Source organism: Methyloceanibacter sp., from assembly GCF_050999895.1.
GTDB lineage: Bacteria > Pseudomonadota > Alphaproteobacteria > Rhizobiales > Methyloligellaceae > Methyloceanibacter.
The window spans coordinates 1-18,228 of sequence record NZ_JBPCOU010000063.1; the positions used below are offsets into that span (position 1 = coordinate 1).

General features: G+C 64.2%; 16 protein-coding genes and 4 pseudogenes. 5 read left to right on the top strand and 15 right to left on the bottom strand.

Going from position 1 to position 18,228, the window contains the following annotated elements; translation table 11 throughout:
• The 12 genes and pseudogenes from ACR2J1_RS06925 to ACR2J1_RS06980 all read right to left on the bottom strand — a co-directional run.
• Positions 1-578: pseudogene (locus ACR2J1_RS06925) on the bottom strand (hypothetical protein); the annotation flags it as partial.
• Between the two features lie 425 nt (positions 579-1,003).
• Positions 1,004-1,793: pseudogene (locus ACR2J1_RS06930) on the bottom strand (alpha/beta fold hydrolase).
• A 256-nt stretch (positions 1,794-2,049) separates the two neighbouring features.
• Positions 2,050-2,559: a peptide-methionine (S)-S-oxide reductase MsrA gene (msrA, locus tag ACR2J1_RS06935; protein ID WP_434018606.1), complete on the bottom strand. Its 510-nt coding sequence runs from the start codon at positions 2,557-2,559 to the stop codon at positions 2,050-2,052.
• Positions 2,556-3,005 carry a peptide-methionine (R)-S-oxide reductase MsrB gene (gene msrB, locus ACR2J1_RS06940; protein ID WP_434018621.1) on the bottom strand — a complete coding sequence of 150 codons (450 nt, stop codon included), beginning with the start codon at positions 3,003-3,005 and terminating at the stop codon, positions 2,556-2,558. Before msrB ends, msrA begins: the two co-directional genes overlap by 4 nt.
• A gap of 103 nt (positions 3,006-3,108) precedes the next feature.
• Positions 3,109-3,635, bottom strand: a pseudogene (locus ACR2J1_RS06945) (flavin reductase family protein).
• Positions 3,635-5,218, bottom strand: coding sequence for a glutamine-hydrolyzing GMP synthase (gene guaA / locus ACR2J1_RS06950; protein ID WP_434018607.1), 1,584 nt, complete (start codon positions 5,216-5,218; stop codon positions 3,635-3,637). The pseudogene ACR2J1_RS06945 and the gene guaA overlap by 1 nt, the downstream one beginning before the upstream one ends.
• Before the next feature lie 45 nt (positions 5,219-5,263).
• Positions 5,264-7,543 carry a GNAT family N-acetyltransferase gene (locus ACR2J1_RS06955; RefSeq protein ID WP_434018608.1) on the bottom strand — a complete coding sequence of 760 codons (2,280 nt, stop codon included), beginning with the start codon at positions 7,541-7,543 and terminating at the stop codon, positions 5,264-5,266.
• A gap of 17 nt (positions 7,544-7,560) precedes the next feature.
• Positions 7,561-8,550 carry a D-alanine--D-alanine ligase family protein gene (locus tag ACR2J1_RS06960; protein ID WP_434018609.1) on the bottom strand — a complete coding sequence of 330 codons (990 nt, stop codon included), beginning with the start codon at positions 8,548-8,550 and terminating at the stop codon, positions 7,561-7,563.
• A complete protein-coding gene (locus tag ACR2J1_RS06965) occupies positions 8,550-9,557 on the bottom strand; it encodes a D-alanine--D-alanine ligase family protein (RefSeq protein WP_434018610.1) in 1,008 nt (335 codons plus the stop codon). Before ACR2J1_RS06965 ends, ACR2J1_RS06960 begins: the two co-directional genes overlap by 1 nt.
• Positions 9,557-10,777 carry a KamA family radical SAM protein gene (locus ACR2J1_RS06970; protein WP_434018611.1) on the bottom strand — a complete coding sequence of 407 codons (1,221 nt, stop codon included), beginning with the start codon at positions 10,775-10,777 and terminating at the stop codon, positions 9,557-9,559. The genes ACR2J1_RS06965 and ACR2J1_RS06970 overlap by 1 nt, the downstream gene beginning before the upstream one ends.
• Before the next feature lie 282 nt (positions 10,778-11,059).
• On the bottom strand, positions 11,060-12,355 hold the full coding sequence (locus ACR2J1_RS06975) for an RsmB/NOP family class I SAM-dependent RNA methyltransferase (RefSeq protein WP_434018612.1): 1,296 nt from the start codon (positions 12,353-12,355) through the stop codon (positions 11,060-11,062).
• Complete coding sequence (locus tag ACR2J1_RS06980; protein WP_434018613.1) at positions 12,352-12,783, bottom strand: MAPEG family protein; 432 nt, start codon at positions 12,781-12,783, stop codon at positions 12,352-12,354. Before ACR2J1_RS06980 ends, ACR2J1_RS06975 begins: the two co-directional genes overlap by 4 nt.
• Before the next feature lie 272 nt (positions 12,784-13,055).
• Between ACR2J1_RS06980 and ACR2J1_RS06985 the strand changes: the two genes are divergently transcribed.
• Positions 13,056-13,619, top strand: coding sequence for a hypothetical protein (locus ACR2J1_RS06985; RefSeq protein WP_434018614.1), 564 nt, complete (start codon positions 13,056-13,058; stop codon positions 13,617-13,619).
• Positions 13,620-13,727: 108 nt separating this feature from the next.
• On the top strand, positions 13,728-14,603 hold the full coding sequence (locus ACR2J1_RS06990; RefSeq protein WP_434018615.1) for a tetratricopeptide repeat protein: 876 nt from the start codon (positions 13,728-13,730) through the stop codon (positions 14,601-14,603).
• A gap of 21 nt (positions 14,604-14,624) precedes the next feature.
• On the opposite strand, the gene guaB is transcribed toward ACR2J1_RS06990, so the two are convergent.
• A complete protein-coding gene (gene guaB / locus ACR2J1_RS06995) occupies positions 14,625-16,142 on the bottom strand; it encodes an IMP dehydrogenase (protein WP_434018616.1) in 1,518 nt (505 codons plus the stop codon).
• A 200-nt stretch (positions 16,143-16,342) separates the two neighbouring features.
• Between guaB and ACR2J1_RS07000 the strand changes: the two genes are divergently transcribed.
• From ACR2J1_RS07000 to ACR2J1_RS07010, 3 genes are read left to right on the top strand one after another with little or no spacing between them, the layout of a single operon-like run.
• A complete protein-coding gene (locus ACR2J1_RS07000; protein ID WP_434018617.1) occupies positions 16,343-16,588 on the top strand; it encodes a hypothetical protein in 246 nt (81 codons plus the stop codon).
• A complete protein-coding gene (locus ACR2J1_RS07005; RefSeq protein WP_434018618.1) occupies positions 16,585-16,821 on the top strand; it encodes a hypothetical protein in 237 nt (78 codons plus the stop codon). Before ACR2J1_RS07000 ends, ACR2J1_RS07005 begins: the two co-directional genes overlap by 4 nt.
• The gene (locus ACR2J1_RS07010; RefSeq protein ID WP_434018619.1) at positions 16,805-17,083 is read left to right on the top strand and encodes a hypothetical protein; all 279 of its coding nucleotides are present in this window, start codon (positions 16,805-16,807) and stop codon (positions 17,081-17,083) included. The genes ACR2J1_RS07005 and ACR2J1_RS07010 overlap by 17 nt, the downstream gene beginning before the upstream one ends.
• Here ACR2J1_RS07010 and ACR2J1_RS07015 read toward each other — a convergent pair.
• Together ACR2J1_RS07015 and ACR2J1_RS07020 are read right to left on the bottom strand one after the other, a co-directional pair.
• A complete protein-coding gene (locus ACR2J1_RS07015) occupies positions 17,037-17,732 on the bottom strand; it encodes an aquaporin (RefSeq protein ID WP_434018620.1) in 696 nt (231 codons plus the stop codon). The two genes, ACR2J1_RS07010 and ACR2J1_RS07015, sit on opposite strands and share 47 nt — an antisense overlap.
• Positions 17,733-17,850: 118 nt before the next feature.
• Positions 17,851-18,228, bottom strand: a pseudogene (locus ACR2J1_RS07020) (methyltransferase domain-containing protein); the annotation flags it as partial.

Sequence of the window (18,228 nt, forward strand, 5' to 3'; positions counted from 1 at the left end):
GGATAGATGTAGAGCGTCGTGGGCTTGTTCCCCACCAACGCCAAAACCCCCTTGGCATCTGCCGGAGACCAGCTGGTGCAGCCGTTGCTGCGGCCGGCGCTGTAATCGATCAGCTTGCCGAACGGCACATAACCCTCGCCGTCCGCTAAGGTATTGCTCGGAGCTTTCATGCGGCAGACCTGGGAGACGATCACGGCTGGATGACCGCCGATGGCGCGCGGTCTTGCGTTTGCCGTGTCGCCTTCGCCGTCGAACTGCAAGAAGGAGCGCATCAACGGGGCATAGTTTCCCGCCCCGTCGCGGTAATAACCTTTGAACGACGTCCTGATCTCGGCCGCTACATAGGGGCCGCCGGTTGTCAGCTTGGAGTCCATCGCGTTGCTGAAATTCTTTGCGCAGCGGATTCCGTTGGAGAAATCCAGGATGCCCTTCAGGTTGCGGCCGCTGCCGTGCCCTGAGGGGACTGCGCGAAACGTGCCGTTGGCCTCGCAGATCACGTAGAAGCGGAGGCCGTTACCTCCTGGGCGCGTCGCGTCCATGGCGAAATAGCAAGGATTTTTGATCGCGCCCTCGCCCACCTTCCGCAGATAAAGCGCGCGGGCCCGCTGCAGAACGACGGGCGCGATCTGGCCGTCGCCTTGGCCAATGTGGGCGCGGAGCCAAGCAGGGACATCCGGCGACTGCGCCGCGGCAACAGATACAGGCAGGCCTAGCAGGCCAATCCCGATGGCGCTGAGGCTGAGCATCGTAAGAAAAAGAGAATCTTGCCGCACCGGATCTGTCCCTCTCCAAGCTCGAAAAGCAGGTGCACGCACCATGCTCCGCCTCACGAACCGGACGCTATATCCGAATCACATCAGCAGAATTTATTGTCATATCTGGGGAGAGCGGAAGAAAGCGGGGTCTACTGTCTCATCGCCCGGCCTGTCCGGCGTTTCCTAAATCCCGGCAGCGCGGGCATGACCAACGTGCTTAATCCCCCTCTCGCCTTCACGCAAACTTATCAAGCTTTGATGAACTGAAGGATCTCCGCGTTCACGATGTCTGCCTGCGTGGTGATCATCCCATGGGGCAAATCCTTGTAGGTTTTCAACGTCGCGTTCTTGAGCAGCTTGGCCGTCAGCGGACCGGAGGCGGCGTAAGGCACGATCTGATCGTCCTCGCTGTGCATCACCAGCACCGGCACGGTGATCTTTTTCAAGTCCGCGGTGAAGTCGGTCTGCGAGAACGCAACGACGCCGTCATAATGCGCCTTGGCCCCGCCCATCATGCCCTGGCGCCACCAGTTCCGGATCGCGGGTTCCTGAGCTTTCACCCCGGGCCGATTGAAGCCGTAAAAGGGACCGGCGGGCAAATCGTAATAGAACTGCGCGCGGTTGGCCGCGAGTTACGCCTGCAGCCCATCGAAGACGTCCTTGGGGAGGCCGAGGGGGTTGGCGGCCGTCTTCAGCATGAGCGGCGGAACCGCGCTGATGAGCACCGCTTTTGCGACCCGGCTTTCGCCGTGCCGCGCCAAATAGCGCACCGCCTGGCCGCCGCCGGTGGAGTAGCCCACATGGATCACGTCATGGAGATCGAGCCTCGACACGGCAGCCGCATCGTCGGCGTAAAAGGTCCATGTCGTGGCCGTCGCCTGTCTGCGACAAGCGGCCGTGGCCGCGCCGGTCATGCGCGATAACGCGATAGCCGTGACCGAGGAAGAACAGCATCTGCGCGTCCCAATCGTCCGCGCTGAGAGGCCAGCCTTGGTGGAACATGATGGGCCGGCCGGAGCCCCAGTCCTTGTAGAAAATCTCGACGCCATCTTTCGTGGTGACGGGCCTGTCCTTTCATTGCGATTGGGCGGTCCTGCCGAAGGCGATCGTTCGGTAAAGGCAGGCTTGATCCTACCGTTCCGATGCATCTAATGGGGGGCCTTAATGTAGCAAAGGACATTTCTAGACGCTTCTGGATAGCGGCTTTCGCCAGTCTGACGAGGTTAGGTCAAGACGTGGATGGCCGGGACGAGCCCGGCCATGACGAGGGCTGAAATGGTCGCTTGTGCTTCAGCTAGACGGCGTCCGCCCTATGCGGAAGCTTCCAGCCGGGCCGCACGAAGTGACACGTATAGCCGTTGGGCTGCCGCTCGAGATAATCCTGATGCTCGGGCTCGGCTTCCCAGAAGTCGCTCACGGGAGTCACTTCGGTCACAACCTTGCCCGGCCAAAGCCCCGACGCCTCGACATCGGCGATCGTGTCCTCCGCGACCGCCTTCTGCGTCGGGTTCGTATAGAAGATTGCGGAACGGTAGCTGGGCCCGCGGTCGTTGCCTTGGCGGTTGAGCGTCGTCGGATCGTGGATCTGGAAGAAGAACTCCAGAAGATTTCTGAAGCTGGTCTTGGCGGGATCGAACACGATCTCGATCGCCTCGGCATGGTTGCCGTGATTACGGTAGGTCGCGTTCGGCACTTCGCCGCCGCTATAGCCGACGCGCGTTGAGAGCACCCCCGGCAGCCGCCGGATCAGATCCTGCATGCCCCAGAAGCAGCCCCCCGCGAGAACAGCGCGCTCCTCACTCATGCCACCTCCTCCACTTGATCGAGATACGCCCCGTAACCTTCGGCCTCCATGTCGTCGCGATGGATGAAGCGCAAGGAGGCGGAGTTGATGCAGTAGCGTAAGCCACCCCGATCCGCCGGCCCATCGGGGAACACGTGGCCAAGATGGCTGTCGCCATGCGACGAGCGCACCTCGGTGCGGATCATGCCGTGCGTACCGTCGCGGAGCTCGTTGACATTGGCGGGCTCGATCGGCTTGGTGAAGCTCGGCCAGCCGCAGCCGGATTCGTATTTGTCGGAAGATGCGAACAGCGGCTCTCCCGAGACGATGTCCACATAGATGCCGGGTTCCTTGTTATCGAGATATTCGCCCGTCCCCGGCGCTTCGGTACCGCTCTTTTGCGTCACCCGGAATTGCTCCGGCGTCAGCGCGGAAACTGCCTCTTCGGTCTTGCGATAGCCTGGCATCATTCATGCTCCTCGCTTAATCGTTGACCCCAATGTGGTTACTGGCGAACGTTTTTTCCAACCCGGCGCAGGTCACGGATTCGCGAGCGATTGCCGCGCAACGCTACGGCATTTTCGATTTCAGCTTGAGCGTCTCTCCATCGACCACGAACGTTCCATAGCCGCGATGATGGATGGTCCGAGGCGCCTTCTGGGGCGGGTCGATCCAGGCCTTCACCACCTCCAGTGAACAGATTATATTTGTTCACGAGGCGCGTATCCGCGAGCTTGCATTCGAGATTGGCGAAGCACTCGGCGATCAGAGGCGCATCCACCTCCCGGCTGCAACCGGCGTGAGCCCAATGCTGGCGAACTTGGCGACCTCGCGCCCGGAGCAATTACAGACCTCCACCACCTTGGGCGCAAGCTCAACGGCGGGGATGGCGATGACGCATTCCTTGGTCGCGCGCAACGCGGCGAAACTGTAGTCGGCACTGCTGACGACGCACGCGACGAGCGGCGGCGTAAAATCAACCATCATGTGCCAGGACATGGTCATGACGTTGCTGAGCCTTTGTCGGCGGTCGTCAGCACTACGACCGGACCCGGTTCAAGCAGCTGATAGACCTTGCCTAGCGGAAGGTCCTTCATCACTCCCACTCGATGGTACCGGGCGGCTTGGAGGTTATGTCGTAGACGACACGGTTGATGCCGCGCACCTCGTTGATGATGCGCCGAGCGGCAGCCCCTAGAAAGGCGTGGGAGAAATCGTAGTAGTCCGCCGTCATGCCGTCGGTCGAGGTGACAGCGCGCAGCGCGCAGACAAAGTCGTAGGTGCGCGCATCGCCCATCACGCCCACGGTGCGCACCGGCAGCAGCACGGCAAAGGCCTGCCAGATCGTGTCGTAGAGGCCCGCTTTCCGGATTTCCTCGAGATAGATGGCGTCGGCCTTGCGCAAGATGGCCAGCTTCTCCTCGTCCACGGGCCCGGGAATACGGATGGCGAGACCGGGACCCGGAAACGGATGACGATTGACGAAGGCAGGGGGCAACCCGAGTTCGCGGCCGAGCGCCCTCACCTCATCCTTGAACAGCTCGCGCAAAGGCTCGACGAGCTTGAGCCGCATGCGCTCCGGCAGGCCGCCGACATTATGATGCGACTTGATGGTGGCCGAGGGGCCGCCGGTCGCCGACACGCTCTCGATGACGTCGGGGTAGAGCGTGCCCTGCGCGAGGAAATCGACGTTGCCCACTTTGTCGGCTTCCTCCTCGAAGATCTCGACGAAGAGCCGGCCGATGGTCTTGCGCTTCTCCTCCGGGTCGGAAACACCGTCGAGCTCTTTGAGGAAGCGTGGCCCGGCATCGACCGCGACCAGCGGAATGTTGTAATGGCCGCGGAACAGGTCCTCCACCTCGCGTGCCTCGCCTTCGCGCAACAGGCCGTGATCGACGAAGATGCAGGTGAGCTGCTCGCCGATCGCCTCGTGGATCAGGAGCGCGGCGACGGAGGAATCGACGCCGCCGGAGAGCCCGCAAATAACGCGGCCGCGCCCGACCTGCGCACGGATGCGCGCGATCTGCGTCTCGCGGAAATGCGCCATGGTCCAGTCACCGGCACAGCCCGCGATATTGCGCACGAAATTGGCGAGCAGCTCCGCGCCCTTGGGCGTATGCACGACCTCGGGATGGAACTGCACGCCGTAGAGACGGCGTGAATCGTCGGCGATCGCCGCAAACGGCGCGCCGGTCGAGACGCCGACGGCGCGGAAGCCGGGCGGCAGCTTGGTGACGCGGTCGCCGTGACTCATCCAGACCGAGGCGCGGTCGCCTTCCTGAAACACGCCGTCGAAGAGCGGCGTCTCGTCGATGATCTGGAGTTCGGCGCGCCCGAACTCGCGGGTGTGCCCGCTCTCGACCTGACCGCCAAGGGCCGAGACCATGGCCTGCTCGCCGTAACAGATGCCGAGCACGGGCACACGCGCTTCGAAGATGGCGTTTCCGACTTGCGGCGTGCCGGTCTCATGCACGGATGCCGGACCGCCGGAGAGGATGATGCCCCTCGGCAGCACCGGCCCGAGCGCCGCTTCCGCCTTGTTGAAGGGGACGATCTCGGAATAGACGCCCGCCTCCCGCACCCGGCGCGCGATGAGCTGCGTCACCTGGCTGCCGAAATCGACGATGAGGATGCGGCCTTGGCTCGGGTCTTGGGATGGGTCTGGCGCTTCGTCCGTCATGGCCGGTGGTTATAGCAGGCGGCCTGAGTCGGCAATTGCCCCATGCTAGGGCGCTGCGGAGGGGGAAAGCGTCTTCAGGTAGATGACCTTGCCGTCGTCCGGGCCGTAGAAGTCGGGCAGCCGCGCCGCCTCCGCGAACCCCATGCGCTGATAGAAGCCGCGCGTACCGGCATAGCGGTCGGACGAGGACGTATCGGCATAGATATGCTTCGCGCCGGCCTTGCGCATGGCGGCCTCGGCGCGGGTAAAGACCTGGATACCAAGTCCCTTGCGCTGCTCCTCCGGCGCCACGGCGATCCAGTACACATCGAACGAGCCCTGCGTGCCGTGGATCGGGCCGTAGCAGGCATAGGCCACGAGACCGCTGCCGCGCTCCACCAGGATGAAATTATATCCGGAGCGGTTGCCCTTGGTCAGACGCTCGCTGACGAGCTCGGCGGCGATCTCGACCTCAGCGGCGCTGAACAGCCCGGTGCGAGCAACGAGGGAGCGGATGCGGCCGACATCCTCCGGCATGACCGCGCTCCGCCACTCAAGCCCCGGGCGGGATGTCTCCTTTGCCTCGCGGGCGAGCGCGGGCGCGACCTGCCGCGCCGCCGAATAGCCGGTGACAAGCCCGTTGAAGAAGCTCCGCACATTGGCGCCGAGCGTACGGACACGGTAGCCGCCCTCCTGCACGACGAGGGTGGGATAGCCCTGCTCGCCGAGCATGCGGCCGAGCTGGTCGAAATCGCGCGCGCGGTTCGACCAGGTCCCGGTGGGGTCGCCGCGCGCCGTATCGAATCCGGCGCAGACGACAAGGAAGGCGGGGCGGAAACGGCGGATGCGGCGCAAGGCCTCCGTGACCGCTGCGCGATGCTGGTCGGGCGTGATGTGCTCAGCCAGCGGAATGTTGAGATTGTAACCGGCACCCGGGCCGATGCCGGTCTCGTCGCGGAAGCCGGTGAAATACGGATAGGCGAAGCTCGGATGGCCGTGGATGGAAACGGTCAGCACATCGGCGCGGTTATAGAATATCTCCTGCTGGCCGTTGCCGTGGTGATAGTCGATGTCGATGATCGCGACGCGGCCGTAGCGCGCAAGCAGGTTCGCGGCGATCGCGGCGTTGTTGAAATAGCAGAAGCCGCCGAAGGTGCGTGTCTCGGCATGATGACCGGGCGGACGCACCAGCGCGTAGGCAAGGTCGGAGCCTTCCAGAAGCTTCTCCGCGGCCGTCAGCGCGCAGTCGACGGCGGAGCGCGCGGCGAGATAGGCGTTTTGGTTGAGCGGCGTGAAGGTATCGATGCAGTAATAGCCCGCAAGCACCGTCTCGTCCTTCGGCGGTCGCGCGGGATTGCGTGTCGGGAAAACGTAAGGGTAGATCGACTTCTTCGGGCCGGCGAGAAACGACGCCTTGCGGATGTAATCGACCAGGCGCCCGTCATGCACGGCGCGGATATAGCGGTCGGAGAAGCGCTTCGCCGAGATCTTGTGGAAGAGGTTCGAGGCGTCGAGCTCGGCCATGATCGAGCGGATGCGCATGGGCGCCTCGACATAGCCGCGGTCATGCATGTGATGCAGCGCGTGATCGCTGTTGAGCACGAGCGCGATTCGCGGCTCCGACGCGGCGCGACCAACGCCTTTCATCGCCGCGGTCGCGCGCGTATAGCGGCGCTCGCGCAAGCGCACCGGATCGTCCTTGACCGAGTCGACGACCATCTTGATGTAGGGCGCGGGTAGCCCGTATTTCCGCTCCAGGATGGCGCGCATCACTTTCTTCACCGTGTCGCGGCTCGGCATCTCCCCGGAGCCAAGCGGATCGAGCGCGAGATAGGGTGGGTCGCTCTGCCCCGCCGTGACCGGCGTCTCATAGGCGGTGTTGGCGATAGGACGCGCGCCATAGCGCTCGTAGAATTTCAGGCGTTGGGCATTTTTCTCGCGGACCTCCGCCTTGGGGCTAAGCGCGGGGTCGTCGGGCAGGCACTCGAAATAGAGGGCGTTTGCGTTGAGCGCCTTCGCCTCCTCGCGCACCCGCTCATAGAGCGTGGCGCCGATGCCGCCGCCCATGCGCCCGGGCGCGGTCGAGATGATCTCCAGGTAGCAGAAATCGAGATCGGGGAAATTGAGGAGGAGCGCCACGCCCAGCGTCTGGTCACGCCCGTTCTCGGCGACGAACAGGCGCGAGACGAAGCGATGCTTGACGGGATTCGAAATCTGATCGGACATCTTGGCGATGTCCTTCTCAGGGATGCCCGGAAACTGCTCGCGCATGATGGCCTGCGCCGCCTCGATGGCGGCTCGGTTGGCCGACGTGGTGGTGTCCGCAACCTTGCGGATTCGCAACATGTCAGATGCGAAGCATGTCAGGCGGAGGCTTGCAAGACATCCCGCGCCGCATCGACGATGCGGCCAACGAGGTCCGGATAGGCAAGTCCCGCCTCAGACGCGGCGGCGGCGAAGCCGGCATCGAGGCTGAGGCAAGGATTCACATTCACTTCAAGGATGAAGGGGCGCCCCGCCCGATCGACGCGGAAATCCACGCGGGCATAGCCGGAAAGCCCGAACAAAGCCCAGGAGGCGAGCGCCAGCCGCTTGAGCTCGGCGGCAAGGACGGGCTCGTCCCGCTCCAAGCCGAAGCGGCGCGGCGTGCCGAGATAAGCCGCGCTCTCCGGCGCCCATTTGGCGTCATAGCCCACTATCTCTGGCGTGCCGTCACCAAAGCCTTCAAACAGGATCTCGGCGATCGGCAGCACCTCGACCCCGCCCGCACCCTCAAGCAACGCGAGATTGCACTCGCGGCCCGGAATGTAGCTTTCCGCGAAATGCTGCGTGCGCCAGCGCGCATGACGTTCGGCGATGGCGCGGCCAGCGGCCCTGCCGCGCACCACCGAACTCGCGTCCATGCCGAGCGAACCGTGCTCCCACACAGGCTTGACGATCACGCGTTGATCTGGATCGAGCCCCTTCCCGTCTGCGGACCACACAGGCGTCGGCAAGCCTGCGTGTTCGAGCTTCAGCTTGGTCGCGATCTTGGACAGCGTGTCGAGCCAGGCGGCAGTCGGCGCGCCGGTATAGGGCAGCTTGAGGGCATCGAGCAGCGCCGGAACCATGGGCGCGAGCCGGCCGTCGCCTCGCACCGCATCGACGAGGTTGAAGATGACATGCGGGCGGCGCTCCTTCAGCGCCTCGACGGCGCGAAGATCGAGATCGAGCGCAACGATCTCGGCGCCATAGCCGAGCGACGCAAGCGCATTCGCCACGGCGTCCGCGGCAATGAGCGTGTCGATCTCGTCGGGGCGGCTGTCGGTCGCGGCGTGCAGGACGGGGATGAAGCCGCGCGACGCCGAGGCCATTACGCGCGCCTCCGCTCCTGCAATGGCCGCGTCAGGCCATAGCGCTTAAGCCCTGCGTCGAGGATCATCCCGATCAGCGTCACATAGTCGATGCCGCTCTGCGCCGCGAGGATCGGCAGATCGGAGTGGTGCGGATGCAGGCCGGCAAGCGGGTTGGCCTCGAGAAAATACGGCTCGCCGCGAGCATCGGAGCGGAAGTCGATCCGCGCCGTGTCGCGGCACTCAAGGGCGCGATAGGCGATCAGAGCGAGCTCCCCTGCCCGCTTTGCCTCCGCGTCGTCGGCTGGCGCATAGGTAACGAGCTCCTCGCACAGCTCCTTGTTGTGCAGGGAATAGACATTAACCTCGGCGCCATCGCGCAACAGGATCTCGCAGATGCCGATCAATTTCGCGTCGGGGCCGTTGCCGACAATGCCGACGGTGAACTCTCGGCCCACGAGATAATGCTCGACGAGCGCCGGCTGCCGATAGCGCTGGAGCACGCGTGTCGCCGCGGCCTCAAGCTCGCCTCTGTCATGCACGACCGAACCAGCCTCGCAGCCTTTACCCGTACCTTCCGCCAGCGGCTTCACGAAGGCCGGAAACCGGTCCCAGCCGGCCAGCTCACGTGCACTTGCGGTGGCCACAGCAAAGTCGGGCGTCGGCACACCAGCGTCGCGCACGAGACGCTTGGCGACCGCCTTGTCGAGCGAGGCGGCCAGCGTCAGCGGGTCGGAGAGAAGATAAGGCTGCTCGAACAGCTCGCAGAGCGCCGGGACTTGCGCCTCGCGCGAACGGCCGCTTAAGCCTTCCGCAATGGAGAAGACGAGATCGAACCGCTCGCCTGCCACGAAGCGCGCGGCGAGCGCCTCCCCGCGGCCCACGCGATCCACCTCGCAGCCAAGCTGCTCAAGCGCACCGGAAAGCGCGTCGATCGTATCGACGCCATCGAACTCGGCGATCTCCTCCTCGGAGTAGCCGAGCGCCCGATATTCGTCTCGCAGATCGTAGACGAGGCCGATACGCATCAGCGCGCCCCGGCGCTACGCGCCCGGTCACGGCCAACCGTCCCGTCGGGATCGGCATAGCGATAGGTCTCGCCCTCGAAATTGCGCAGGAGCAGATCGTCGCCCTCGCGGCCGACAATATAGTCCGGCAACAGCGGAATCTTGCCGCCGCCGCCAGGTGCGTCGATCACATAGGTCGGCACGGCGTAGCCCGTCGTATGGCCGCGCAGGGCCTGCATGATCTCAAGCCCCTTATCCACGCTGGTGCGGAAATGCGAGGAGCCGCTGATCGGGTCGCATTGATAGAGATAGTAGGGCCGCACGCGCCGCATCAGGAGGCCGTGATAGAGGCGCTTCAGCACGTCGACATCGTCGTTGATGTCTTTCAGCAGGACGGTCTGGCTGCCGAGCGGGATGCCTGCATCCGCGAGCCGCGTGCAGGCTTCGGTCACTTCCGGCGTCAATTCGGCGGGATGAGTGAAGTGGAGGCTCATCCAGAGCGGATGATGCTTCTTCAGCACCTTGATGAGCGAGCGCGTGACGCGCATCGGCAACACGACCGGCACCTTGGTGCCGAGCCGCACGAACTCCACATGCTTGATGGCCCGCAACCGCCCGAGCAGATAGTCGAGGCGCTCATCGGACAGGGTGAGCGGATCGCCGCCCGAGATCAGCACGTCCCGGATCTCGGAATGATCGGCGATGTAGTCGAGCGCCTGCTCCCATTGCGGCCTGGAGAATGAGTAGTCGCCGCCAGGCTCCCCCACCATGCGCGAACGCGTGCAGTAGCGGCAATAGGTGGAGCAGAAGCCCGTGGCGAGAAACAGCACACGGTCTGGATAACGATGCACGAGGCCGGGCACCGCCGTGTGGCCGTCCTCGCCGAGGGGGTCGTCGTCCTCGCCCGGCGTCTTGAGATATTCGGTGCCGACGGGGATGTGCGTGCGACGGAGCGGTTCGAACGCATCGTCCCGGCTCATGATGCTCGCGTAATAGGGCGTGATGCCGAGCGGCAGCGAGCCCTCGTGGCGTATCACCGCGTCGCGCTCATCGTCGGAGAGCTGGAAGATGCGCTCCAAATCCGAAAGCGCGCGAATGCGCCGCCGCGCCTGCCAGCGCCAGTCGTTCCACTCCGTACTCGTGACCTCGGAGAAGAAGCGTTTGCGGAAGGCGCGCGACAGCGGGCCGGTCGGAAAGCGCTCCGCGCGCGCGGCGAGAAGAGCCGCCGGCGATTGCGCCATGCCGGGCGAGAGAACGTTGATAGGAATGTGTTTGGGCAGTTTCGAAGATGTCGCCGTTTGGCGACTGGGTGGCTCTTCAGCCTCCCCGAGGAGCAAGGTCATTGGATCTGCAGTCCTCCAAACTTTTGCTGACGATCCGAGCGCCGACCGCTCTTCCTGCATCGACAAAAGCGGCAGTCATTTCATCGACCCGCGTGTCAATTTCAAGTGCTAAAAAAGGCGGGCCCATCTTTTTTTGTAGCTGGCCGGCGAGGCTGTGGCCTCGCGCAAACGAACCCTCGATCAGACCGATCGTTCCATGACGGCCACGAAGAAGCCGTCGGTGCCGTGACTTGAGGGCGTCATCAACAACGTCGCCTCGGAGCCGTCGGCGGAAGCAGGCGCCGCTCCCGGCAGATTACGCTCCCAAAGCTGACGCCCGGGCACGAGCTTGAAGTCGGGAAAGCGGGCCATGAAGCTTTCCACCTGATCGCGGTTCTCGGCCGGCAGCACCGAGCAGGTGACATAAGCGAGCCGGCCGCCCGGCTTGACCAGAGGAGCCGCCTGATCGAGCACCGTTCGCTGGTCGGCCAGACGCGTTTCGAGCACCTCCGGCCTCAGCCGCCATTTTGCATCGGGCCGCCGCCGCCAGACGCCGGAGCCGGTGCAGGGCGCATCGACCAGGACGAGATCCATCTTGCCTTCGAGCTCGGCGAGGCCTGCTTGCTCCGCCGCCGGAAGCACCTGCACATTGCGCACGCCGGCGCGCTTCAGCCGCTCGAAGATAGGCCTTAGGCGCAGGCGGTCGGAATCGTAGGCATAAAGCTGGCCGGTGTTTCCCATCGCGGCGGCGAGCGCCAAGGTCTTGCCCCCCGCGCCGGCGCAGAGATCGAGCACCTGCTGCTTCGGCGCCGCGCCTGAGAGCAGCACGGCAAGCTGCGAAGCCTCGTCCTGCACCTCGTACCAGCCTTTGCCGTGGCCGGGCTCCGCCTCGACATGCGGGCTGCGGGCGGCGCCCGGGCCATGGACGATGCGCACGCCGTGCGGGGCGTGCGGGGTGGGCTGCGCATCGAAGCGGCGGAGCGCCTTCAGCACCTTGTCGCGATTGGCTTTGAGCGTATTCGCGCGAAGATCGACGGGCGCGCGCTCAGCGAGCGCCGCCCCCTCTTCCGCCGCCCGCGCTCCGAAGACGCGCTCGAAAGCGGGAGCGAGCCATTCCGGATAGTCACCCCGGATATAGGCCGGGGCATCGGGCGGAATGGCGCCCTTCAGTCCGGCAAGCTCGGCCTCCGACAGCGTCGCCGGCGCATGCGGTCCGCCATCGGCGAGAGCAGCCACCTCTTCCGGCGTCTGGTTCCAGCGTGTGACGAGCGTGCGCAGCAGGACTGCGCGCGGACTGTCGTCCCCCATGACAAGCGCGCTCGAAGCACGGTTGCGCAAGGCATCGAAGACGAGATTGCCGATCGCCGCGCGGTCGCCAGAGCCCGCGAAGCGATGCGTCACGCCCCAATGCTTGAGCGCCTCCGACGCGGGGCGCTTATGCGCGCCGATATCGGTGAGCACCTCGATGGCGGCGCTGACGCGCGCGCTTGGCGTCATAGAGTGGCTGGCTGGAGCAGGATGCGCGCAAAGACGATAATCCACATCAGGCACAGCGCAATCGCGCCGATGAGGAACAGAGGCCCGCGACGGTCCATTCGGTTGCTGGTGACGTGAACGCAAGCATGGGCGAAACGCGTCAGCACGAACAGCCAGCTCAAGACGAGCAGGATCGAGTCCGCGGTGCGGGTCTGGAGCGCAAGCAGAGCGAGCGCGTAGAACAGAAGCGGCGTTTCGAGCTGATTGTGGAAGGCGTTGGCGATCTGGGTCGCCCGCGGCGGCCAGTTGGCCTCTCTGAGCGCAATGGTTTGCGGCTGCACCAACCCGTCGCGGATCGCGGACATGCGCAAAAAGGCCATCCAGAACAGCAGCACGAAGGTCAAAAAGACCTGCGCAAACATCGGCATCAAGATAGACGTGAGCGACATTTTCAGTCTCCGGTTGCGCTGATGCGAGCGGGCCGCGGACGCGGACCTCGTGGGTTATACGCTGCCGATGCCCTTATGTTGAGCGGGAAGGTCGATGCGGCCATTAGCCGGACGCACAGTCATTTTCCTCTTTGCGATCCTCGCCGGCAACGCCGGCGGGGTAGCCGGCTGGCTCATAACCGGATTCGGGGCAGACTTCGTCCTCGGTCTTGGCGTCATGTCGGCGCGCGAAGGCGGTCGCGCCATGTACGCCTTCTGGGGGATCGGACCCTTTGGCGCGGGCGTGGGGCTGCTGCTCCTGGCTCGTGCTGCACTTTTATGGCGGCTATCGCAGCTTCGGCAAGCTGGCCGGGGGCAGCACCATCGTGGTCGCTTCGATCTTTGCGCTCGGCGCTTGCGTGCTCGGGTTCCTCTACCTCTCCGACGACGTCCTCGTCCGCAATGGACCCCCGCCCAGAGCCCAGTTCGAAATTCTCGTGCCGGAGCGGGCGAACCTTCCGGCCGCGCTCGAAGATCTCAGCATCGACCTCAACACCGACAAGAATTCGCAGGCCGCATACGGCATAAGCCATGCCCGCCACGACGGCGAAAGACCGGTGATCGCGGGCGGCGTCGATCTCTATTTCCGGACCTCGAACCGCATCCTGGTGTTGCGCGTGAAGGGGGAGCCGGACCGCCTCTTTATGCTTCAGCTCCGCGCCAATCCTCCGCACGAAGCGGAGTTCGGTCCTTGGCGCCGCGTCGACTATGTAGCGGATGTGCCGGAGCAGAATCCGCGCAAAGCGACCGATACTGACCGTTACGAGGTAAGATACCGGGTCGAGCGAACTGGTTAACGGCCGAGTTTTCCCGAGATTCATGGACAGATGTTCAATTGACGCCCCGCCCCCGCCCCCTCTAAACCTTGCCAAAAGCAAAAGTCCCGCGTCCCAAGGAGGTTTTCCATGCGCTTTGGCGCCCTAAATTCCCTGCTTTCACTGCAAGCCGCGGCACTCGCCGGCGCCCTCCTGGTCGCCGCTCCCAATCAGCTTCTGGCTGAGGAGCCGGGCGCAGACGAAAAGCAAGCCGGAACGGAAGAGAAGGACTCCTGCTTCACCGGCAAAGGCACGGTAAAGGAAGTTCTCAATGCCTGCGCGGCGTTCATCGCCTCGGGATCGGAGGACAAGGCCCGTCTCGTGACCGCCCATAGCGTTCGCGCCATGGCGCTGTCAGCGGTCGGCGACATCGATGGCGCGACCAAGGATCTCGACGCCGCGATCGCGGTCGATCCGAACGCGCCCAACAGCTATTTCATGCGCGCAGCCGCCTTAAACGCGAAGAAGGACTACGACAAGGCCCTGGGCGACCTCGATAAAGCGGTCAGCCTCGACCCGGCGCACGGCGATTTTTATCTTCTGCGCGGGATGGTCTACGCCAACAAGGGCGATTTCAATCGCGCCCTTGTCGACATGAACGAGAAGGTGAAGCGCGACCCCGACTCATTGGACGGCTATAACAAGCGCGGCGATCTCTACCGGCAGCGGAAGGAATATGACCTTGCCGTCGCCGACTTCGCCGAGGTGATCAAGCGCGATGCGGAGTCCGCCAAAGGCTATATCAGCCGGGGCTGGGTCTACGTGCTTTACAACGACCTCGACAAGGCGCAGGCCGACTTCGATACGGCTCTTAAGCTCCAGGAAAACGAGCCATCGGCCTTGGTCGGCCGCGGCGTCGTCAAGAGCCGAAAAGGCAAGCCCACCGACGGCAGCGCCGACATCTCGCTGGCGGTGAAGCTCGAGCCGACCATCATCGAGCAGGTGCGAAAGCTCGGCGTGCAATAGCCGTTCGCCGACCTCGCGCCCCTAGCCTTCGCGCGGATAGTTGGGCGATTCCCGCGTGATGGTCACGTCATGGACGTGACTCTCGCGCAAGGCCGCATTTGAGATGCGGATGAATTGCGCGCGGGCCTGGAAGTCGGCGAGCGTGGCCGCGCCCGTATAGCCCATCGAGGCACGCAAGCCTCCGATCAGCTGGTGCAGCACGCTGTTGACGGGGCCTTTGTAGGGCACCTGCCCCTCGACGCCTTCTGGCACGAGCTTGAGCGCATCCCTGATGTCTTGCTGGAAGTAGCGATCAGCCGAGCCCCGCGCCATGGCAACGATCGAGCCCATGCCCCGATAGGCTTTGTAGGACCGGCCCTGGTAGAGATAGACCTCGCCCGGGCTCTCGTCGGTGCCGGCCAGAAGCGATCCGATCATGACGCAGTCGGCCCCGGCCGCGAGCGCCTTGGCCAGGTCTCCGGAATATTTGATGCCGCCGTCGGAGATCACCGGAATATCGTTCTTGCGCGCGACCTCGACGGATTCAAGCAGCGCGGTGAATTGCGGCACGCCGACGCCCGCCACCGCGCGCGTTGTGCAGATCGAGCCCGGTCCGATGCCGACCTTGATCGAATCCGCACCCGCGTCGATGAGCGCCTTGGTGCCGTCCGCGGTCGCCACATTACCGGCAATCACCTGCACGGCGTTGGAATGGCGCTTGATGCGCCTGACCGCATCGAGCACCAGCGCGGAATGCCCGTGCGCGGTATCGACGACAATGAGATCGGCGCCGGCATCGATCAGCCGCTCGGCCCGCGCAAACCCGTCATCGCCGACGCTCGTCGCCGCGGCGACGCGCAAACGCCCCTGTTCGTCCTTGCAGGCGTGAGGATGCGCCCTCGCCTTTTCGATGTCCTTCACCGTGATGAGGCCGATGCAGCGATAGCCATCGTCCACGACTAGGAGCTTCTCGATGCGATGATGATGCAGAAGGCGTTTGGCCTCCTCCATCCCGACGCTCTCGGTGACGGTGACGAGATCCTCCTTGGTCATCAGTTCGGCCACCCGCTGGTTGGGATTGGTGGCGAAGCGCACGTCGCGATTGGTGAGGATGCTGACGAGCTTGCCGTCGCGACTGCCCTTACGGGGCTGCTCGACCACCGGGATGCCGGAGATCTGATGATGGGCCATGAGCTGGAGCGCCTCGGCGAGCGTCCCCTCGGGGTGGATGGTGACGGGATTGACCACCATGCCGGACTCGAACTTCTTCACCTGAGCCACCTGGGCCGCTTGCACCTCCGGCGTGAGGTTCCGGTGAATGACCCCGATTCCGCCGGCCTGCGCCATCGCAATGGCAAGCGGGCCTTCGGTGACGGTGTCCATCGCCGACGACATGATCGGGATATTGATGCGAATCTCGCGGGTGACGCGGGAGCTGATATCCACCTCGTTCGGCAGCACGTTCGAGGCGCCTGGGCGGATCAGCACGTCGTCGAAAGTCAGCGCAATGGCGCTCTCGGAAAAACGATTGGTGTCGTCGGGGGAGTGCCCTTGCGGCATCGGTCAACCTCTCACAGGGGGCACGCGGTCGCGGGCACCGGTTGACGGCGTCCTTTAGCAGCTTGCACCCGGCTTGGGAAGGCGATGGAGCGGCCCTGGGGCCGTTTTACCCCTGCGAAGGGGCCCGGCATTGCCCCCCATTGCCCCTCGATCCCATTGCTGAGCACGCCGGCGATATGGGATAGTTGCGGCCGGGCGGCATGCTATCTTTGGGGGGTGTCGATATGCGCTACGGTCAGTCTGTCTCCCGGTTAGGCGTGTTGGCGGCCGGTCTCCTTATCTGCATGAGCGAGGCCATGGCCTGCGGTTCCGGCAAGGTGATTCTCGAAGACAAATTCGAGACTTTGGATCCGGCCTGGGGCTTTTCCGAAAAAGACGATACGCGAAAGAACGGCCCGGATGGGCTGACCTATACGCTCCAGCCAGGGACAACATCTTTCTGTTGAACCAAGCCGGGCTCTACAACGACTATGAGGTGTGCGCGGTCTTCACGACCGAAGCCCCCGAGGGCGCCGGCACCTACGTCGCCGTCGACGTGTGGGGAACGGACGCGGACAATGTCTACGAGGTGGATGTTCTCCCCGTTAGCGGCTCCTACGCGGTCTACCGGTTCCAGAACAAAACGATGCTGAAGCCGGTGTCGCTGCGCGGTCGCGAAGGGATTGAGCGCGACGAATGAGATCAGCGTCGCGGTGCGGGGCAATAAGGGCACCATCAATATCAACGGCAAGAAGGTGCCGATTTCACGGGCCAGCCGCCGGAAGGCGGTAGCCTTTCGGCGCGAATTCGGCACGCTGAAGCAGGATAGCGGCCCCTCGACCATCACGCTCAAGACCATCCAACTGCGCGAACTCGAACCGAGCGCCAACAGGCGAGCGACGGTAAGCACCGTAGCTAACGGTCTACCCTGCGCCTGCGCGTCCGCACTTCTTCTGCGGTGAAGAGCCACCCGAACACATAGGCAGCAGCAAGCGCACCTGCGAATTCCGCCACGATGAAGATCGGCACGTCGCGTGGCGCGATCCCGGCAAAGGTGTCGCTGATCGACCGCGCGATACTGACGGCGGGGTTGGCGAAGGACGTGGACGAGGTGAACCAATAGGCCGAGGTTATGTAGAGACCGACGGCCGCGGCCACCGCACCAGGCGCAAATTTCACGCAACCGAGGATGGTGGCGATCAGCCCGAACGTCGCAATGAACTCGCCGATCCACTGTCCCGCACCGGTGCGGGCGGTCTCGGAGATCTGTAGCGGCTCAAGCCCGAACATGAGATGCGCGGCAACGGCCCCGGCACAGCCGCCGGCAATCTGCACCACCATGTAGAGAGCGGCCATCTTGCGATCAATCTCACCCCTCACCAGGGCGACCAATGTCACCGCCGGGTTGAAATGCGCGCCGGAGACCGGGGCAAAAATGGTGATGATGACGAACAGCACAGCACCGGTCGGCAGCGTGTTGCAGAGAAGCGCGATCGCCTCGTTTCCGCCGGCGAGCGCCTCCGCCATGATGCCGGAGCCGACCACGGCCATGACGAGAAACAAGGTACCGAGCGCCTCCGCGACGAGGCGGCGTGTGAGATCGAACTGCATTCCCCTGCCCCCCAAAACCTCGTGATGGCCGAGCTTGTCCCGGCTATCCCCGTCTACTCCCGGCCTATTCGTGAATGCCCGGAACAGGCCGGGCATGACGATTGTAGATATTAAAGCCTCAGCAACAGCCCCCACTCGATTTGGCTGTCGCCGTCGCCGCTGTCGCGAAAGGAATAGACGTCCCGCAACCGAGAAAAATCCCGTAATGGCGCGAAAAGTCGCCGATGAAATCGAAATACGGCGCGAAGCGCGTATCGGCGAGCATGCGCCAGGTGTTGCCGCAGACCGGGAACACTTTGCCCCGCTCTATCAAGTGGTGGCCGTCGAGCTCGAACGCCTCCGGCTGTTCGGCGATACCGCCCTTGTAAAGGACCGCCTGGCCGTAATCCTCGCAGGCCGTCTCCAGCGCATCGAGCTTGAATAGCCGATAGGTCGCGGAGAAGAACTGCGCTTGGCCGAGCTTTTGCCGCATGGCCTCATCCTCGACGTCGATGGG